Below are 16,555 nucleotides of genomic sequence, written 5' to 3'. Positions count from 1 at the left end.
CTATTTATCATTCTATAAAGCGCTTACAGGATAAGTAAGATGACTGCATTGTTCTTTCAAACTTCACAAGGTAACATTCCTTCAAATAATCGTTCCGAAATTTGAAGATTGGCCTTCAACTGCCGTATGCATCGTCAAGGGCGGCCAAACTTCTCTATCGCTTGCGCGAGTTCCGCGTGGGTCATTGCGTATTCAGCCAAGGATTGTCCACCCAGAGCAGCTTCCCACCCTTGTTTCATACTTGTCACCCCCGCAGCCACACCACCGGGGTGCGCCATGATTCCTCCTCCCGCCAGATGCAGGACGTCGACAGTCTTCATTGAACGGTAGGATTCAATGGCTGTCCCAGCCCACTGCCCCGAGGAGAGCACAGGCATCACGGTGTCGTTGCCCCTGAACATCGGCGTCAGACAATCTTGCACTGACCGAGTGACGGATTCATTCGACTCGAAAAACTTGTTGTTCAATCCGTTCGTATGGAGGTGATCCACCCCCGCTAGGCGAGATAGTTTCTGGTATACTCGAAACTCCATCCCTAACGCCGGACAACGAGTCATGGCCCCCCACTGATTTCTGTGACCGTGAATTGGCACTTCGGCAAACTGTCGCAAGTACGATACTCCGGCAAACCCGATACTGTTGATGCCGACCATGACGCAGTTTCCGCCAGCTTTGACGACAGCGTCGTGATTTTCCCGCAATTCGTCAATGTCACCTGTGATATTGAACGCGTACATGACTTTCTTGCCCGTCTTGTCCGCAGCACGCTCAATTTCCTCCATGACAGCCTTCACTCTGTCCTTAAGCGGCACGTATGGCGGGTTCCCGTTGAGTTCATCATCCTTAATGAAGTCGATCCCGGCGAGCGCAAGCTCCCTCACCAAGCCGCGAAGGTCGTCCAACGCAAGACCGATACTTGGTTTCACAATTGTCCCAATCAACGGCCTTCCATTCACGGCGGTCAGTCTCCGCGTTCCCTCAATGCCAAACTGTGGACCGAGATACTTCTCCGTGAACTGGACTGGCACCTCGAGGTCAATCAACCGTAATCCAGAAAACTCTCGCAACTCGTAAAGATTGCCAGCAACCGTTGCCAGGAGGTTTGGAATCGACGGCCCAAAGTTATGGTAAGGGAACGAGAGCACAACCTCGCCCCGCCGAAACACCAAGTTTGCCTCTTCTTTTGGTGGTTTAACACCCGGCAGCGAAGGCGTTAGTGCCGGTTCAAGTTCGGTTATCCGAACGACCTTGGCGCCATACGTCTCTTTGATAAATGCCGTCTCTCCAGGTACAGCAACAAACGTGCCCGTGGATTGTTCACCGGCCATGACGGCAGCTGCATATTCAAGACTGTAGGGGGTCTCAATCAAATACGTTGCAAGAACGCGTTCTTCATTCAATCTAGCCCCTCCATTCCATTGTCATCCGCAAACACTGATGCAGACCATTTCTAGACTTGCAAGAGAAAGCGCTTGTTTAAAAAGTAACTAGGATTTTGAGGGAGTTATCCTCTTTCTTGTCTACCATTCTAAAGCCGTCTGCGGCCAGGGTGTATGGTAATACATGTGTGACAACAGCCTCACTCTGGATTCTACCCGCTGCCAGTAGTGCAACCGCTGCCATGGTGTCTTCACGCGTGTAACAGAAGCAACCAACCAATTCTTTTTCCTGCCCCTGCAACTGCATGATGTCCAGAGATTGTTCCCCATGAAACATCGCAATGGTGACAATGCGTCCACCTTTTTTCACCAGTGAGATGGCTTGGTTGACGATGCCAGGAACCCCGACTGCGATGAGGACTTTGTCAAATTGTCCGCCGATCAATTCCTCAGCCTCTGCCACCCAATTGTCCTTACCGGCAATGTTCAGTGTATGGGTTGCACCCAGCGATTTCGCACTGTCTAAACAGTAGTCGAACACGTCTGTTGCAAGGATGGTCGTGGCGCCCGCTTCTTTTGCCACCGCAAGAGCCAACAAGCCAATCGGACCTGCTCCGAGAACCGCCACTCTGTCGCCCACTTGAATACCAGCGCGACGCACGGCGTGAACGCCAACCGCAAGCGGCTCTGACAGTGCACCCAGCTTGTGATCCATGTCTGGCGGTAATACAAAGACGACTTCTTCCGGTGCGACAAAGTTCTCCGCCATCGTGCCGTACCATGTGCCAATGCCAGGCGCCTGACGGTTGTTGCAGTAATTGACGCGTCCTTGCAGACAGTCTTCGCACTTCCCACAACCTGCCTGCGGTTCAACAGTGACCTTGTCGCCCACTTTGACGCGGGTAACTAATGGGCCAATCTCAACCACTTCGCCAGAAATCTCGTGCCCGATAATAACAGGTGGTTTACGGAATGGGTGAAGTCCCTTATATGCGTGAATGTCTGAACCACAGATTCCCGCTGCCTTCACTTGAATACGAACGTCGTTATCTCCCAGCGGGGCACTTTCCACATCCGTAACTACAACTGTATATGGGCTCTCTATCATAACCGCTTTCATCGTGACACTTCCTTTTGATATCAATAGAACATTCAGTCGCCGTGCCAGCTTGAGTACAGAACAAGGGAACCGCTCATTACTTGCGATTTACTTTCTTCCGCGGCTTATACCTGGCACTTTCCAAGAAGTCCTGTACAACATGATCCGGTATTTTCGTAAGTTTCATGCCAGCCGACTTCGCCGTCACAATCATTCGGCACGCCATCTCCAACGTTTCCAAACGCATCGTCGCGTCTGCAAACGAGTCATCGTACAGAATGACACCGTGATTTTTCAGGATAATAACGTGAGCATTCCCAGCCTGCTCCTTGACCGCGTCACCTAACTCCGATGTCCCAGGGTGGTGATAGTCGACGTAAGCGACGTCCTCGAGAAAATACATCGTCTCGATGAATAGTTGGGAGTCAATCGGCTCGTCACTAGACGCAATAAGCGTCGTGTAAAAAGGCGACGAGTGAAGAACCACATTTGCATCATCCCGCATCTGGTAAATACCCGTATGCATCGGCACTTCCTTCGAAGGTTTGCGGCTCCCTTCCCATGTGCCATCCTCAATGTTGCACAGGGAAAAGTCGTCGAGCCGCAGGTTCCCCATCTCTGTGCCAGAGGCCGTAATGATCATGTGCTTGTCATCGATACGCGCACTTAAATTCCCTGACGTTCCCCAGGCAAGTTGATTGTCCAGCATATACTTGCCCGTAAAGATGAGCTGTTGCGCAATCTCCGTTTGGTCAAACTTCACAATTTTCACCTCCTTGTGCCTTACATACATGTAGTAAGCAAGAACCGTGCCAACATAAAATAAAAACGCTGTGGTTTTGATTTTTTTTGTTAGTTGTCTCGATATTTGGCCCAAAATAGCGGGATCCTTCGTGACTCCACTCTATCGTTTGAGACAAAAACTCAACCGCTTTCATAGAATCGGCACACCGATCCGTACTCTAAGTTCATCAAAATGATAAAATCGTACTAATTTAAAACGCTGTGTATCATTTTTAAACAATCCGTCTCGACTATCGACCCTCGGAGGGATTCCACTTGAGCAAAATCGTCATCATCGCGCCGTCGAAAGAATTTGCCGACACCGTTCGATCCGTCGTCAAAAAGAGCAGTTACAAAATCTATGCGCCGAAAGATGATCGCGACTTTTCATTTGAAGAAACCGTTCCCATTGCCAAGCAGGAGGAAGCACTTGGGGCGGAAGTCATCATCACGCGCGGCGGACAAGCAACACTACTCAAGAAAAAGGTCAGCATTCCCGTCGTCGAAGTCAAAATGACCGTGTTGGACATTCTCCGTACCGTTCACACTCTGAAAAGCAGATACAAGCGAATCGGGTTGATCGGTGTGGAAAACATCATCTGCGATTACCGGGAACTGGGCAGCTATATCGATATCCAGACCTACCCAGTTTTCTCATATGAACACGATCTCGACATGCAAGTCCGCAATGCCCTCGCGGACCACGTTGAATTCATCGTGGGCGATGGTATGTCTGTCGACTATGCGAAGCGATTTGGCCTGCCAGGCATCAAGCTGATGCCCTCAAGCGCAAGTGTACGAGAGGCCGTCGAGATAGCCGAAAATTTGGTCCGTGCGCGCTTTCTAGAGGGCACAAAAAATGAACAGTTTCGCATGGTGTTGGAAACTGCCCAGGACGCAATCTTGATCATTTCCAATGAAGGACAAGTGCTGCTGGCAAACAATCGGGCTATCCATCTTTTGAACCGGGAACGGACAGATATCATCAATTACCCCATTCACGATGTTCTCAACGGAGAGAAGAGTCTGCTCAATCTGCTCACACAATCACAAGAATTCCGCGAGGAAATCGTGCATGTTCGCAATTCCGTGCTATCCGTATCGAAACGCAGAATCATGGTGGCGGACGATCCCATCGGGTGGGTTCTCACCCTGCAAGATGTCACGCAAATCCAAAAGCTCGAGCAGAGCATTCGGAGAAAGTTAAATCACACCGGATTTGTCGCGAAACGAAGCCTGGAAGATATGATTGCCGTCTCCCCCGCCATGAAAAACGTCGTGGAGAAAATTAAGTATTTCAGCAGAACAAACTCCACCACTTTATTGTTGGGTGAAACGGGCACGGGCAAAGAGTTGATAGCTCAGAGTATCCATAACCATAGTGATCGGAAAAATCGGCCTTTTGTTCCGATCAACTGCGGCGCCCTACCCAGCAATCTGCTCGAGAGCGAGTTATTCGGATACGAACCAGGCGCTTTCACCGGCGCGCACCGCAACGGCAAGGCGGGACTATTTGAACTCGCTCATACGGGAACCATCTTCCTGGACGAAGTTGGCGAAATCCCACTAGATCTGCAGTCGCGACTCCTACGAGTGATTCAGGAGCGCGAGGTGATGCGTGTGGGAGGGAGCTCAATTATCCCCATCGATGTGCGTATTATCGCGGCGACACACAGAGACCTACAATCTGATATTCGAAATGGGAAATTTCGTGCGGACTTGTTTTATCGTCTGCACATTCTCCCAATATCCATTCCTCCTCTGCGGGGTCGCAAAGAGGATATTCCATTACTCGTAGACGTACTGCTGACCAAGATCTCCGAACGGTATCAGTGCCGAAAGCCCCGCCTGCCTGAACCTTTTATTACGAAGTTAAAGGACTTTTCCTGGCCCGGGAACATTCGGGAACTGGAGAACGTGCTAGAACGTATTGTCGTTCTATTCAATGCTGAAATACCGCACGATGACGTTCTACAGGAGATTGTTGAGGAATTGGCTGTGAACGATCGCGCTGCAACGCTCACAAATGAGCAAAGCGGCGGTTTCGATTCCGTGCTTAACGGGACACTGGAGGATATCGAGAAGCAAGTGATCCTGCGACAACTGGATCAATTTGGAGGGAACAAAGAGTTGACCGCAAAACATCTCGGGATAAGTAGAGCTACTCTCTGGAGGAAGTTGAAGGAGAATTAGTATGGCGATATTTATGCGTTTCGAATCCTCCCAAATACAGTCTTCGCACAGAAAACCCCGTAGGTAGGTTCCCACGGGGGAGCGGATGTCATAGGCGATGACTGCACAGCCGTTTTCATAGGAAATCAGGGAAAGTCACCGCCTCCTTCGCCTGTTGTCTATCATGGCCGAAGAAAACAGTTGAAGGGTGTAATTGCTCAATCAGTTGCTGCATGCGGTTAATCGATTGGGCAGCCATGTTAGGATCAAATGTCAGGAACGGGACGCCATTCTCAAAGTTCTGCCTGGTGTAAGCTACATCAATCGTTAGTAACACGGGACCGGATCTTTCGGTCGTTACCAGTATCGATTGGTGACCTGGCGAATGACCTGGTGTAAATACGATATCAACCCCAGGCGTCAGCTCGTAATCACCTTCGATAATTTGATAGTTCAAATGAGATAGTCTGCATTCTTGCGGTGAATAGTTGTCATTGCCCATAGCAGCGTCAAACTCTGCCCGCTGAACAATGATTGGAACATTAGGGAAATGTCCATTCCCACCTGCGTGATCCAGGTGCAAATGAGAACTAATCACGGCTTGAATATCTTCTGGGTGATACCCGACACGTCTCATTACGTTAACAATCTGATCGCTCACCGACATGTTTGGGACAACCCGACCCTCTCTCTGTGTCCCGTTATAGTAATCTGGATTGTTTACAAAAGAATCGGGCATTCCCGTGTCGATTAGTATCGGCCCATCTCGTGTTTCTAACAGAAAGCACCATACAGGCATTTCAACTAAATGACCAGGCGTCAGGTTTCGATTGACTGCGGATTGGTCGAGGTAGCATTGACCGACAGGCAAAAAATACAGTTTCTTAACCGCCATACGTGCCACCCTCCTAAATCCAATGACGATCGTTGGATTGACATTCACAAAGAGCTCTTACTTGACAACTTCCCCGATAATCCGCTCAAGCGCCTGGCGTACAGGTGTCGTTGGGCGCCCAAGTAACTTTTCAAAATCGTTGCTGGCAATTTCTAATGACCCTTCCCGAATGCCCTGCTGAATATCCACGAGCATAGGAATGAGAAAATCCGGTACGCCTGCACCTTTCATGATGTCGGCATAGGTGGTGTCGTCGACTTGTTGGACGGAAACATCCTTACCCAACACATCACCAACAGCTGATGCCAGTTCTTCCTGTGTCAAGAGCTTACCGGAAAGTTCGTAAATGGTATTTTCATGTCCGCTCCCGGAGAGAACCGCTGCCGCCGCCTCTGCATAATCTTGTTGCACTGCCCAACCCACTCTGCCGGAGCCCGCTGACGTCACCCAAGGCGCGCCTGCCATGACACCTTGAATGGTCGGAATTTCGTTCTCCAAGTACCAGTTGTTGCGTAGAAACGAGTAAGGGATACCAGTTTTCAAGATAGCGTCTTCCGCGGCACGGTGCGGAGGAGAAAGGAACATCTTGCTTTCACTCGCATTCACGATACTCGTGTAAGCAATAAATCCGACTCCGGCCTGGTGAGCAGCCGTGACAGCATTCGTATGCTGACGAATTCTTGTTTCGTTGTCTCCATCTGCAGATATGATCAACAACCTGTCAATACCTGCAAACGCCGAAGTCAACGTGTCCGGATGATCAAAATCTCCGTGCCGAACCTCTATCCCCCGTGCCCGCAATCCTTCAGCTTTCTCGGGGGTTTACGAACACTAACAGCTATTTGACTCGCGGGAACGGATTTCAGTAATGTCTCCACAACCTTGGTTCCCAGTTTTCCCGTCGCACCCGTTACCAACATTTTCATCATATGTACCTCCAAATGTGTTTTAATAAAACCAAATCAGTTTCAGTTAAGAGTAAAAAAAGTTATTGAGACAGAATGCCTGCAGAAATTGCGCCCTTTGCAACATCAGCAACGGTGTACCGTTGCAACGTCTCAAGGATGGCCTGTTCGGCTTCCATCGCGATTGCGTCGAACACAGTGGGCATTCCCGAACCAACGGGACACAGAGGATTCGGTTCCGCTGGGCTAGGCGCTAATGCACGGTCCATCTCCATGGCTTTATAGACATCGGACAGCAAAATTTCTTCCGGCAATTTTGCCAATCGATATCCACCATCACGCCCTTCCCGAGTTTCGACCAAACCGACTTCAACGAGACGTTTCAATACTCGACGGAGAAAAACAGCATGAGTGTTCACACTGGATGCAACGAAACTGCTTGAATATCCATCCCTATTTTGCGATAACAGCGCCAATGCATGCACAGACATTGAAAACCAAGCACTCGTTGCCATTTTAGTTGCCTCCATCCACCCTGACTATAATTGAATTGGTTTCAGTTTGTCAAGGCGATCCATTCAAATCTACTAGGTATATTCTATCAGCCAGTTGTCCAACCTATTCATAAGGGAGTGATGACTGTGGCTCAAATCATAGATTTAAGTGAATTGCGCAGACTTGAACTCGCGGCGTTGCTGGCAGAACTGACTGAAAAATTAACTTTCATTATGGGGCTAACGCAGCGCGACTTGAGAAAACTATCACGCCAGGAGAAAGACTTACTGACTGAACAACTGACCATCATAGAACGTGAAGCAGTGGAATTGGCAGATTTATTGGGAATTTATACGGAAGAGATTGCGGCAAGCATATGATTACCCGGGGGAGACCCCGGGCTGTTTTTAACTAACAACGTCCCCTGATTACAACCGCTCAGATACAAAACACTTTTGGTGGACTACAAAATAGACTCGCTATGGGCGATTAGTTTCCGGAGTGCTTCCCATAGCGTTCAGTGGGATTGGGACTTTTCCCACCTTGTGCGATATTTAACACGCAGGGCGCATGGACTCGCTTTGGAATTTCTTTAACTTCATCAAGAGTTTGCGGCGCCCGAAAAGCCAGCCTGTTCAATCACCCTTGCTGTTATACAATCGTAAGCCCCTGTCGCTACAATAAGTCCGTCCTGTGCAAGCAACGCCCGCAGTTTCTCAGCTTGTATCATGTCCTATTCCCCCGGACCTTATAGTGAGGTAAACTCCGGAGCCATTGTTGTCTGACCGAGTTCTGCGCGAGCGATTTCCTCTAGGCTTCTCTTCTTGGTCTCACGACCGAGCAGCAAGATACAAAGGGCCATGACCAAGTACAGTACAAACGACATCCAAAACACGGCATGTGAACCGGCGTTGGTGTACAAATATGCAATAAGGTACGGAGAGACGATGGTGGCCCCACGACCAAAGGCGTTTGCTAACGATGATCCTGCCATTCGAATGGAAGTAGGAAATAGTTCTGGAATGTAACTCGCAGTTGTGATAGCTATTAAAATGTTTCCACCTGCAATGAACAGGAAACCAATCACCATAATCATCGCGGGACTCGTCGAGTACCCATACACAATACCCAGGATGGCGAGAACAACCGATAACACAACCAAAGTACGCTTACGTCCGATGCGGTCGCTTAACCAGGCAGCCACAGCATTACCAGGAATAGCGCCCAACATAATTACAAACGAAAACGTGAAGGTCTTTACCTCGGCGATGCCTTGTTTTACAAAAAACGTAGGAATCCACGAAGCAAACGTATACCACGTAACCAGCGTAAGAACCGAAATGATGATGGACAACATAGTAATTCTTCTGATGCCGGGAGACCAAAGACTAATATTCTCGGTGAGTGGGGCTGAATCCGACGGGCCGGATGCCTTCTGTGCGGCTGAGGTGTTATAGGAACCACCCGGGCTTACCGCATCAAACTGAGCAATGACCTTTTCTGCGTCTTCAATTCTCCCCTTCGATTCCAGCCATCGCGGTGACTCGGGCAAGTAGCGAATCTGGAAAAGCCAAGTAACGATGGCACCTATCCCGGAAACCCAGAAGAGTACCCGCCACCCGTAGTAGGAATTAAAACAAGTGCCAACAGTGCAGTAGCAGGTTGCGATAGGTTGATAACGAATGACATCGCGCTAGTCCAAAAACCCCGTGATTTTTTTGGAACAAACTCAACCCATAGCCCGTAACTCGTTACGATCACGGCCCCCAAGCCAATACCTGCAATAAAGCGGAACCACAGCAATAACTGTAATGACGGAACAATGGCACAAACTATCGTAGCAAGTCCATAAAGTAACAGCGAATACCGAGAGGTGAACGTCCGTCCAAACCTGTCACCAATTACAGCCGCTCCCAGCGCACCTAACAGTAAGCCGAAAAATGACATGGAGATAAATATGGCATTATGACCCAATGTGGAGAAATGAGTAGCAACCATTGCTGCAAGTACTGATCCCGCTAAATAAATGTCAAATCCGTCAAAAAATCCGCCACTAGCTAGTAAGAAGAAAACCGAAGAGTGTCGTTTGCCCATCTGCATATTGTCAAGCCTGTCGCCTACTGGCACATACTTTTGCGATGGCATCTGCAATCCTCCCGTCCATCTTGACTAATTATCCATGTCGAAAGAACATCGAAAATTTTGACAGCGCTTTCAAATAACGCCATGTAACTTCATCTCTTCTACGCGCTCTTTTGGATAGCCCAAAAGTCCCATATAGACTTCTTCATTGTGTTGCCCCATGACCTCAGCACCAGCCCATCGAATTCCTCCTGGGGTTCGGGTTAACTTGGGAACAATTCCCGGCATCGGAAAATCACCGAAGATCGGGTGGGGAACGTTCACAAACATTTCTCTTGCCTGATAGTGTGGGTCCTCTAACATGTCCTTAACGGTGTATATCAGCCCAGATGGAACACCATATTGCTCCAGCAACGCGAGACACTCTTTCGCGTTCATACCCCTCGTCCAACTCTCGATAAGTGCATCGAGTTCTTTCATGTTCTCTCCTCTTGCGTGATGGGTAGCATACTTGGGATCCGTTGAAAGATCCGGCCTTCTCATCGCCTCGCACAATCGTTTGAAGACCGTATCGGCGTTTGCACCAATGACAATGTGTGTCCCGTCTTGAGTTGCATAAATGTTCGATGGTGCTACACCAGGAATTTCGTTTCCCATTCGTTCTCGAACATAGCCTGCCAACAGGTAGTCCGGAACGAGACTCTCCATCGTCGCAAACACCGCCTCATAGAGGGCTGTGTCTACGACCTGTCCCTTGCCGGACCTCGTCCTCTCATGAAGAGCCGTCAGACAGCCTATCGTTGCATAGAGTGCGGCCAGTTGGTCGCCAATGCTAACTGCGAGGCGTGCCGGTGGCCTGTCTGGAAACCCAGTCACATACCGCAGTCCCCCCATCGCCTCACCGACACTGCCAAACCCTGCGCGTTTACTGTATGGACCCGTTTGTCCAAATCCAGATGTCCGAACCATGATGAGACCAGGATTCCTCTCCGACAGAGTGTCGTATGACAGGCCCCATTTCTCGATTGTGCCCGGTCGGAAATTCTCAATGATAATATCCGCTTCTTGTGCAAGTTCCCGGAACACCTCTTGTCCTTCAGGCACACGCAGATTCAGTGTAATGGACTTTTTGTTTCTCGATTGGATAGGCCACCACAACCCATGTCCGTTCTTTTCTTTTCCCCACTTACGAAGCGGATCGGGCCTATCAGGTGGCTCTACCTTTATCACCTCCGCTCCGAAATCCGCCAACAACCGACCTGTAAACGGGCCCGCGAGCAACGTTCCGACCTCGAGTACCCGTACTCCATCAAAGGGCTGTTGATTGTTTTGTTCGTCCATTTCTCTCACCTCTACGTTGTGAATTTGTCTGTGGCATAATGATGGCACTACGAACAATTGTATGCAATACTCAAATTACAATTAATTTTAGAATATTCTACCTTGTTGAAAAAACCGTTTATACATAAGGAAAAACAGACGGTTTGTAATATCCAATAAGCGTAAAGCATCTGTTAAATTGCATACAAAGTACTGAGGGGTGATTCAAATCGACGCATATGAATCCATTCGAACAGCCATTATTCAAGGCAACTACCAACCCGGTCAGAGACTCACCGAAGAGTTTCTTTCAGCAGAGCTGCAGATCAGCCGTACCCCTATCCGCGAAGCCATCAAAAAGCTTGAAGCGGACGGTTTAGTCAGTTCTCTGAGGCGTGGAGTGATCGTGCGAACATTTCGTGCTGACGATGTTCGACAGATATATGACCTGCGAGCCCTTTTGGAAGGGTATGCAGCTACTCACGCAGCCCTACTTCGTACGGAAGAGCACATTGCTCGGATGAACGAAGCAACTAAGTCGTACGAGCGCGCTATTGATGCTTTTGGCAAGAGTCGGGAGGCCCTTGAAAGCATTGTTGAAAACAACAAGGTATTCCATGATGCCGTCCACGAGAGTGCTAACAACCCCCACCTTCTTTTCATGATGAGCAAAGTAATTGTGCTTCCTCTCGTGTTCCGTTCTTTCTACTGGTATAGCCTGCAGGAAATACAGGCTTCTCTTGAAGCGCATAAGCAAATCTTGAAGGCCATCGTGGCCAGAGACCCTGAATGGGCACGGTCTACAATGTGCGCCCATATTTATAAAGGGCGCGACCACGTGCTATCCCATATCGAAGATGTAGGGTCTGACATGGCAAATGTGACAACAGTAAAGTGAACTCGGTAAGAAACAAACCACCACATAGGGCAAGTTAAGTTGGAGGGATACACAATGATTCATATCACCGAAGTAGGGCCCCGTGACGGACTGCAAAACGAAAAGAAGATTATTCCCACGGAACAGAAGGTCGATCTGTTGGAGCGGTTGGTGGGGAGTGGAATCAAAAAAATCGAGGCTGTCTCTTTCGTTAATCCCAAGGTCATTCCCCAAATGGCCGATGCGGAAGAGGTCCTACTCCGTGCCCCACGCAACAACAATGTCTTATATGCCGGACTTGTACTCAGTCGCTCCGGGCTGGAGAGAGCGATGAAAACCAACTTGGACGTCATCCACATTGCAATGGCAACTAGCGATACATTTAACCAAAAAAACGCCCGGCGATCCGTAGCAGAATCAGTTGAGGAAATCACGAAAATGGTTACTGACATTCGCTCAGCCGGGAAACCTGTTGTTGTTTGTCTTGGCACAGCATTCGGCTGCCCTTTCGAAGGTGATGTTCCACTCCAAAACGTGTTCGGCATCGCCGAAAAATTTATTGAAGCTGGCTGTACCGAAATCACGCTAGCCGACACTGTGGGGGTTGCTAACCCAGAACAAGTCAGTCTCTACGTTCGTGAATTTATTCGTAGCTTTGGCAGCGAAATTCCTCTCGGACTGCACTTTCACAACACCCGTGGCCTCGGGATAGCGAACGCGTATGCAGGATACTTGTCTGGCGTTAGACGGTTTGATGCGTCCATCGCAGGACTCGGAGGGTGCCCCTTTGCACCAAAAGCAGTTGGTAATGTCTGCACTGAGGATTTGGTGAACATGTTTGAAGAAATGGGATTGGATACAGGTATAGAATTGAGTGGACTGATTGAAACTGCAAAGTGGATTGAAGAACCTATCGGGCATATTTTAGATGGCATGCTAATAAAAGCGGGACTGGTAAAGCATTAATCCGGTGTGACGATCAACAATCGACGGAAGCTCCCAACCCAAGTTTCCTCATCCATCTGTCAACATCCGCATGAAGTGCAACAATTTGTCTCAAAGCTAAGTAGCGCTTTCATTGAAGTGGAGAAAACCTAATTTTGGAATTCACATACCGGTATTAGCTAAATCGAATCGACTTAGACTACAGAGGTATTTCTAGGTTGAATTAGCCCGGCGTGATCGACATAAATGCCAGTGGAAGGGTTGTGTCGGATGTGAATTATGAGGAACTACGTGCGGTACTCGAAAAGCAAAAGGAAGATGTACTCGAGCGGCTGAAGAATGCTGAGGGAGATCGGCTAGAAGAGAGTATGCGAGATCAGTTTTCGGAGTTGTCGATGTATGACAATCATCCAGCGGATCTGGGAAGTGAGATCTTCTTGCGATCTCAGGACGTTGGTCAACGCATCCGCGACGAGGCTCATTTAGAGGACATCGAGCTTGCACTCCGGGCCTTCGATAAAGGGACATACGGTACCTGCGAAGACTGTGGACGTGACATTGGGCTCGAACGCCTGACTGCGATGCCAACGGCACGTCTGTGCATTGATTGTCAAGCCCGGGACGAAGAAATTGTCAAACTTCGCAACCGGCCAAAAGAGGAAGAAGTGCTGTCGCCCGGGTTTGGGCAATATAACTACGACGGAATCCGAGATGAATACACCGGCTACGATGCGGAAGACGCTTATCAGGACGTGGCCCGATATAATATCGGTACCGGCAACGTCGACATCAATGACGACTTGGACGAGGACGACCTCGATGATGACGAAGGCCTAGTGGATGTCATGGATGGCATCTCAAATGAGGAGTACAAAGACCAGTTGCCTCCGTCGCCAACGTATCGCCCCACGCCAATTTGAAAGCACGATGGAGATCTGATGGTAGTCATGATGACCCGCTCAATGCAGTTTATACAGATACGCAGAAAGAGGACAAAGTACAATGTGTCCTCTTTCTGGATAGCTATTCGTACTCCTGTTCTCCTGAGACAATCCTCTCAGCGTGTTGTGCTAGTTCATTCGCACTTCGACTCAAATCTTGAATAGCAGCAGCTAATTGCTCCGTTGCTGCCGACTGACTTTCAGTCTCTTGACTAACCGTCAATATTGACTGAGACAACCTATAGACCAACTGCTCAACTGTAGATACAGTCTTATAGATGATATCTGTTTGGTTCTTTGAATCATCGGCTAATTTTCGCACTTCATGTGCAATAATTGAAAAGCCTTTGCCGAATTCACCCGCACTCGCGGCTTCAATTGATGCGTTAAAACCCAAAAATCTGCTTGTGTCAGATATGTTTCGAACTGTATCCGAGATTTGCTCAATGTCTTTAATGGTTTTGAGAACTTCGTTTGACTGGACAGAGATGTCGGACGTCTTGTTGGATAAGATATTGATGGATGCTGCTAGTTCTTGGATGGTCGCACTAATTTGTTGCACTCCAGTTGATAAAGTTGAGGCGATGGAAGACAGATGATCGTACCTTTGCATGCTTGCCCCAGCGCCAATCGCTCCGATCACTTCGCCATTTTTATCATGAACTGGAATCGTGCACGCTAGGATGGGAACACCGAATACCTCTTTGGGTACATATGTTTTAGTTGGCTTACCATAATGTACAGCCTCGTACATTCCGTCTCCAGGGACTAACTGATATCCCGGAGCCAATCCAAGAGAAAAAGTTTTCCCTGGAATCGTCCCCCAAAGTGTGTCCAGGTCACAGACACCAATGGTTACATCGTCAGGGAATATTTCCCCTAGTAGCGGTGCAAGTCGCACTAAAGTCTCAATTGACGGATGCAATTCAGACTGTGCATTCGTTTCCGAATAATGACCCACCATGGTATGTCTCCTTACTATGTATTATGATTTAGGTATACAAATAATACCTATTATATTATATACATCAATAAATTACTCAATTAAAAAAGGGGGCTGAGCGCCCCCTTTAACAATTTGACATGATTACTCTGGAATGTTCGGCAGTTCCCCGACCTTGGGCATGTTGATCACGTGTAAGTCAACGTAAGCAAGAAGGCCTTCTGCACCGTATTCACGGCCCACACCTGACTGCTTGACACCGCCAAATGGGAATCGTACATCTAGTCCCTGTACAGCCGCTGTGTTGATCATTGTCGTTCCGGCCTGGATGCGGCGAGCGACACGAATCGCGTGCTCTTCCTCACCCCAAACAGAACTCGTCAGACCGTAGATGCTGTCATTGACCAAGTTGATGGCTTGTTCGTCGTCATCAAAAGGCAAAACAGGAACCGTTGGGCCAAACTGTTCTTCAACAACAATACGGTCATTGTAGTCTGCACCCAGGACCAAAGTTGGTTGCATGAAGTATCCTTTAGCAAACGCATCAGGGTCCAGTACTTGACCGAGCTTGATCACTTCCGCGCCGCGGCTCTGTGCATCATCAATTAAACCTTGTACAAATTTAACTTGACCAGGGTTGTTTACCGGCCCAATCGTGACATTCGGGTTAAACGGATCGCCTACGCGAATCCACTTGTTGGCTGCCTCAATATACTTCTCGACGAATTTGTCGTAAATGGAACGATGTACATAAACCCGCTTGGCGATCATGCAGATTTGTCCCGCTGTAAGGAAGTTGGAAATTACGAGGCGGCGCATGGCGCGATCGTCATTCACATCAAAGTCAGAAAGAATAACCGCCGCGTCATTACCACCTAACTCCAGCGTCATGTTCTTAATCGTATCAGCGGCAGCTTTCATGATGTGCTTCGCGGTCTTTGTGCCACCCGTGAAAGCGATCTTCGCAATGAGTGGGTTCGATGTGAGTTCCACACCCACATCCGCGTCACCGTGGACCATGTTGAGCACACCTGCCGGGAACTCCGCAGCGATGATCTCAACCATCTTGCTGACAGTGAGCGGTGCAAACGGGCTGGGCTTGAGAACCATTGTATTTCCTGCCAACAGTGCAGGAGCTATCTTGATGCTGGACAGAGACAGCGGGTAGTTCCAAGGTGTAATGGCGGAGACAACACCCAATGGATCATGTGCGATGATGGTCTTGCCATCCGCAGTGTCCATCACTTTGTCCTGAAGAACATCTTTCGCGGTCTTACAAGCATATTCCATCCACGCAAGTGTGACGAAAAACTCTCCTTGAGCGTCATACAGGGGCTTTCCGTGCTCACGAGAAAGAAGTGGTGCAAGCTCCGGTATTGCAGCTCTGATCTTTTCTATGGCGCGTTCCATCCGCGCGATCCGCTCGTCAATCGGCGTTGCTGCCCACGCTGGGAATGCCGCAGCTGCGGCTTCAATAGCACGGATTGCGTCTTCCCGGGTATTCGTGGGGCCGTAGCCGACTATTTCCTCAGGATTCGTTGGATTCTCACGAGGATATTGCTTTGGCGTATTAGCCTTTTCACCATTGATGATGGCATGTACAATTACGGGCTCAGTAGCCATGTATGATACCTTCTTTCAAAAATGAAATTGCTAGTTAATCAGTTAGCAAGGTGATGACACACATCGCTAACTATAATTATATCATTTACATTTATA

At 48.8% G+C, this 16,555-nt stretch carries 14 protein-coding genes and 2 pseudogenes; 5 read left to right on the top strand and 11 right to left on the bottom strand.

Going from position 1 to position 16,555, the window contains the following annotated elements:
• Window positions 1-134 precede the first annotated feature (134 nt).
• From NZD86_RS00515 to NZD86_RS00505, 3 genes are all read right to left on the bottom strand, one after another.
• The gene (locus NZD86_RS00515) at window positions 135-1,400 is read right to left on the bottom strand and encodes a ribulose-bisphosphate carboxylase large subunit family protein (protein ID WP_268044535.1); all 1,266 of its coding nucleotides are present in this window, start codon (window positions 1,398-1,400) and stop codon (window positions 135-137) included.
• A gap of 76 nt (window positions 1,401-1,476) precedes the next feature.
• The gene (locus tag NZD86_RS00510) at window positions 1,477-2,499 is read right to left on the bottom strand and encodes a zinc-dependent alcohol dehydrogenase (RefSeq protein ID WP_268044534.1); all 1,023 of its coding nucleotides are present in this window, start codon (window positions 2,497-2,499) and stop codon (window positions 1,477-1,479) included.
• Window positions 2,500-2,575: 76 nt separating this feature from the next.
• Complete coding sequence (locus NZD86_RS00505) at window positions 2,576-3,241, bottom strand: class II aldolase/adducin family protein (RefSeq protein ID WP_268044533.1); 666 nt, start codon at window positions 3,239-3,241, stop codon at window positions 2,576-2,578.
• 296 nt (window positions 3,242-3,537) lie between these two features.
• Here NZD86_RS00505 and NZD86_RS00500 point away from each other — a divergent pair, with 296 nt between their 5' ends.
• On the top strand, window positions 3,538-5,454 hold the full coding sequence (locus NZD86_RS00500) for a sigma 54-interacting transcriptional regulator (protein WP_268044531.1): 1,917 nt from the start codon (window positions 3,538-3,540) through the stop codon (window positions 5,452-5,454).
• A 115-nt stretch (window positions 5,455-5,569) separates the two neighbouring features.
• Here the strand turns inward: NZD86_RS00500 and aiiA are convergent, their stop codons facing one another.
• From aiiA to NZD86_RS00485, 3 genes and pseudogenes are all read right to left on the bottom strand, one after another.
• Window positions 5,570-6,328: a quorum-quenching N-acyl homoserine lactonase AiiA gene (gene aiiA, locus NZD86_RS00495; RefSeq protein WP_268044530.1), complete on the bottom strand. Its 759-nt coding sequence runs from the start codon at window positions 6,326-6,328 to the stop codon at window positions 5,570-5,572.
• A 57-nt stretch (window positions 6,329-6,385) separates the two neighbouring features.
• Window positions 6,386-7,254, bottom strand: a pseudogene (locus tag NZD86_RS00490) (SDR family oxidoreductase).
• 62 nt (window positions 7,255-7,316) lie between these two features.
• Window positions 7,317-7,748, bottom strand: coding sequence for an RrF2 family transcriptional regulator (locus NZD86_RS00485; RefSeq protein WP_268044529.1), 432 nt, complete (start codon window positions 7,746-7,748; stop codon window positions 7,317-7,319).
• A 30-nt stretch (window positions 7,749-7,778) separates the two neighbouring features.
• Here NZD86_RS00485 and NZD86_RS00480 point away from each other — a divergent pair, with 30 nt between their 5' ends.
• Window positions 7,779-8,108, top strand: coding sequence for a hypothetical protein (locus tag NZD86_RS00480; protein ID WP_268044528.1), 330 nt, complete (start codon window positions 7,779-7,781; stop codon window positions 8,106-8,108).
• A gap of 221 nt (window positions 8,109-8,329) precedes the next feature.
• Here NZD86_RS00480 and NZD86_RS00475 read toward each other — a convergent pair whose 3' ends face one another.
• The 3 genes and pseudogenes from NZD86_RS00475 to NZD86_RS00465 form a co-directional block, all read right to left on the bottom strand.
• On the bottom strand, window positions 8,330-8,458 hold the full coding sequence (locus NZD86_RS00475; protein WP_268044527.1) for a hypothetical protein: 129 nt from the start codon (window positions 8,456-8,458) through the stop codon (window positions 8,330-8,332).
• A gap of 21 nt (window positions 8,459-8,479) precedes the next feature.
• Window positions 8,480-9,777: pseudogene (locus NZD86_RS00470) on the bottom strand (MFS transporter); the annotation flags it as partial.
• A 165-nt stretch (window positions 9,778-9,942) separates the two neighbouring features.
• Window positions 9,943-11,151 carry a CaiB/BaiF CoA transferase family protein gene (locus tag NZD86_RS00465; RefSeq protein WP_268044526.1) on the bottom strand — a complete coding sequence of 403 codons (1,209 nt, stop codon included), beginning with the start codon at window positions 11,149-11,151 and terminating at the stop codon, window positions 9,943-9,945.
• Between the two features lie 199 nt (window positions 11,152-11,350).
• Here NZD86_RS00465 and NZD86_RS00460 point away from each other — a divergent pair, with 199 nt between their 5' ends.
• The 3 genes from NZD86_RS00460 (at window position 11,351) to NZD86_RS00450 (ending at window position 13,872) form a co-directional block, all read left to right on the top strand.
• Window positions 11,351-12,028 (top strand): GntR family transcriptional regulator, encoded by a 678-nt coding sequence (locus tag NZD86_RS00460; protein ID WP_268044524.1) that lies wholly within the window; start codon window positions 11,351-11,353, stop codon window positions 12,026-12,028.
• 54 nt (window positions 12,029-12,082) lie between these two features.
• Window positions 12,083-12,973 carry a hydroxymethylglutaryl-CoA lyase gene (locus NZD86_RS00455; RefSeq protein ID WP_268044523.1) on the top strand — a complete coding sequence of 297 codons (891 nt, stop codon included), beginning with the start codon at window positions 12,083-12,085 and terminating at the stop codon, window positions 12,971-12,973.
• A 212-nt stretch (window positions 12,974-13,185) separates the two neighbouring features.
• Window positions 13,186-13,872 carry a TraR/DksA C4-type zinc finger protein gene (locus tag NZD86_RS00450; RefSeq protein WP_268044522.1) on the top strand — a complete coding sequence of 229 codons (687 nt, stop codon included), beginning with the start codon at window positions 13,186-13,188 and terminating at the stop codon, window positions 13,870-13,872.
• A gap of 103 nt (window positions 13,873-13,975) precedes the next feature.
• Here the strand turns inward: NZD86_RS00450 and NZD86_RS00445 are convergent, their stop codons facing one another.
• Window positions 13,976-14,857 carry a methyl-accepting chemotaxis protein gene (locus tag NZD86_RS00445; protein ID WP_268044521.1) on the bottom strand — a complete coding sequence of 294 codons (882 nt, stop codon included), beginning with the start codon at window positions 14,855-14,857 and terminating at the stop codon, window positions 13,976-13,978.
• 123 nt (window positions 14,858-14,980) lie between these two features.
• A complete protein-coding gene (locus tag NZD86_RS00440) occupies window positions 14,981-16,459 on the bottom strand; it encodes an aldehyde dehydrogenase family protein (protein WP_268044520.1) in 1,479 nt (492 codons plus the stop codon).
• Window positions 16,460-16,555: the final 96 nt, after the last annotated feature.

The sequence above is a fragment of the Alicyclobacillus dauci genome, from assembly GCF_026651605.1.
Lineage (GTDB): Bacteria > Bacillota > Bacilli > Alicyclobacillales > Alicyclobacillaceae > Alicyclobacillus > Alicyclobacillus dauci.
Note: the sequence above shows the minus strand (reverse complement) of the source record. Positions and strands in the feature narration are given on the sequence as shown.

Bases quoted from the DNA above. Each gene is read 5' to 3' on its own strand.
- aiiA (WP_268044530.1), bottom strand. From the start codon at position 6,328: ATGGCGGTTAAGAAACTGTATTTTTTGCCTGTCGGTCAATGCTACCTC.
- NZD86_RS00485 (WP_268044529.1), bottom strand. From the start codon at position 7,748: ATGGCAACGAGTGCTTGGTTTTCAATGTCTGTGCATGCATTGGCGCTG.
- NZD86_RS00440 (WP_268044520.1), bottom strand. From the start codon at position 16,459: ATGGCTACTGAGCCCGTAATTGTACATGCCATCATCAATGGTGAAAAG.
- NZD86_RS00465 (WP_268044526.1), bottom strand. From the start codon at position 11,151: ATGGACGAACAAAACAATCAACAGCCCTTTGATGGAGTACGGGTACTC.
- NZD86_RS00455 (WP_268044523.1), top strand. From the start codon at position 12,083: ATGATTCATATCACCGAAGTAGGGCCCCGTGACGGACTGCAAAACGAA.
- NZD86_RS00445 (WP_268044521.1), bottom strand. From the start codon at position 14,857: ATGGTGGGTCATTATTCGGAAACGAATGCACAGTCTGAATTGCATCCG.
- NZD86_RS00475 (WP_268044527.1), bottom strand. From the start codon at position 8,458: ATGATACAAGCTGAGAAACTGCGGGCGTTGCTTGCACAGGACGGACTT.
- NZD86_RS00510 (WP_268044534.1), bottom strand. From the start codon at position 2,499: ATGAAAGCGGTTATGATAGAGAGCCCATATACAGTTGTAGTTACGGAT.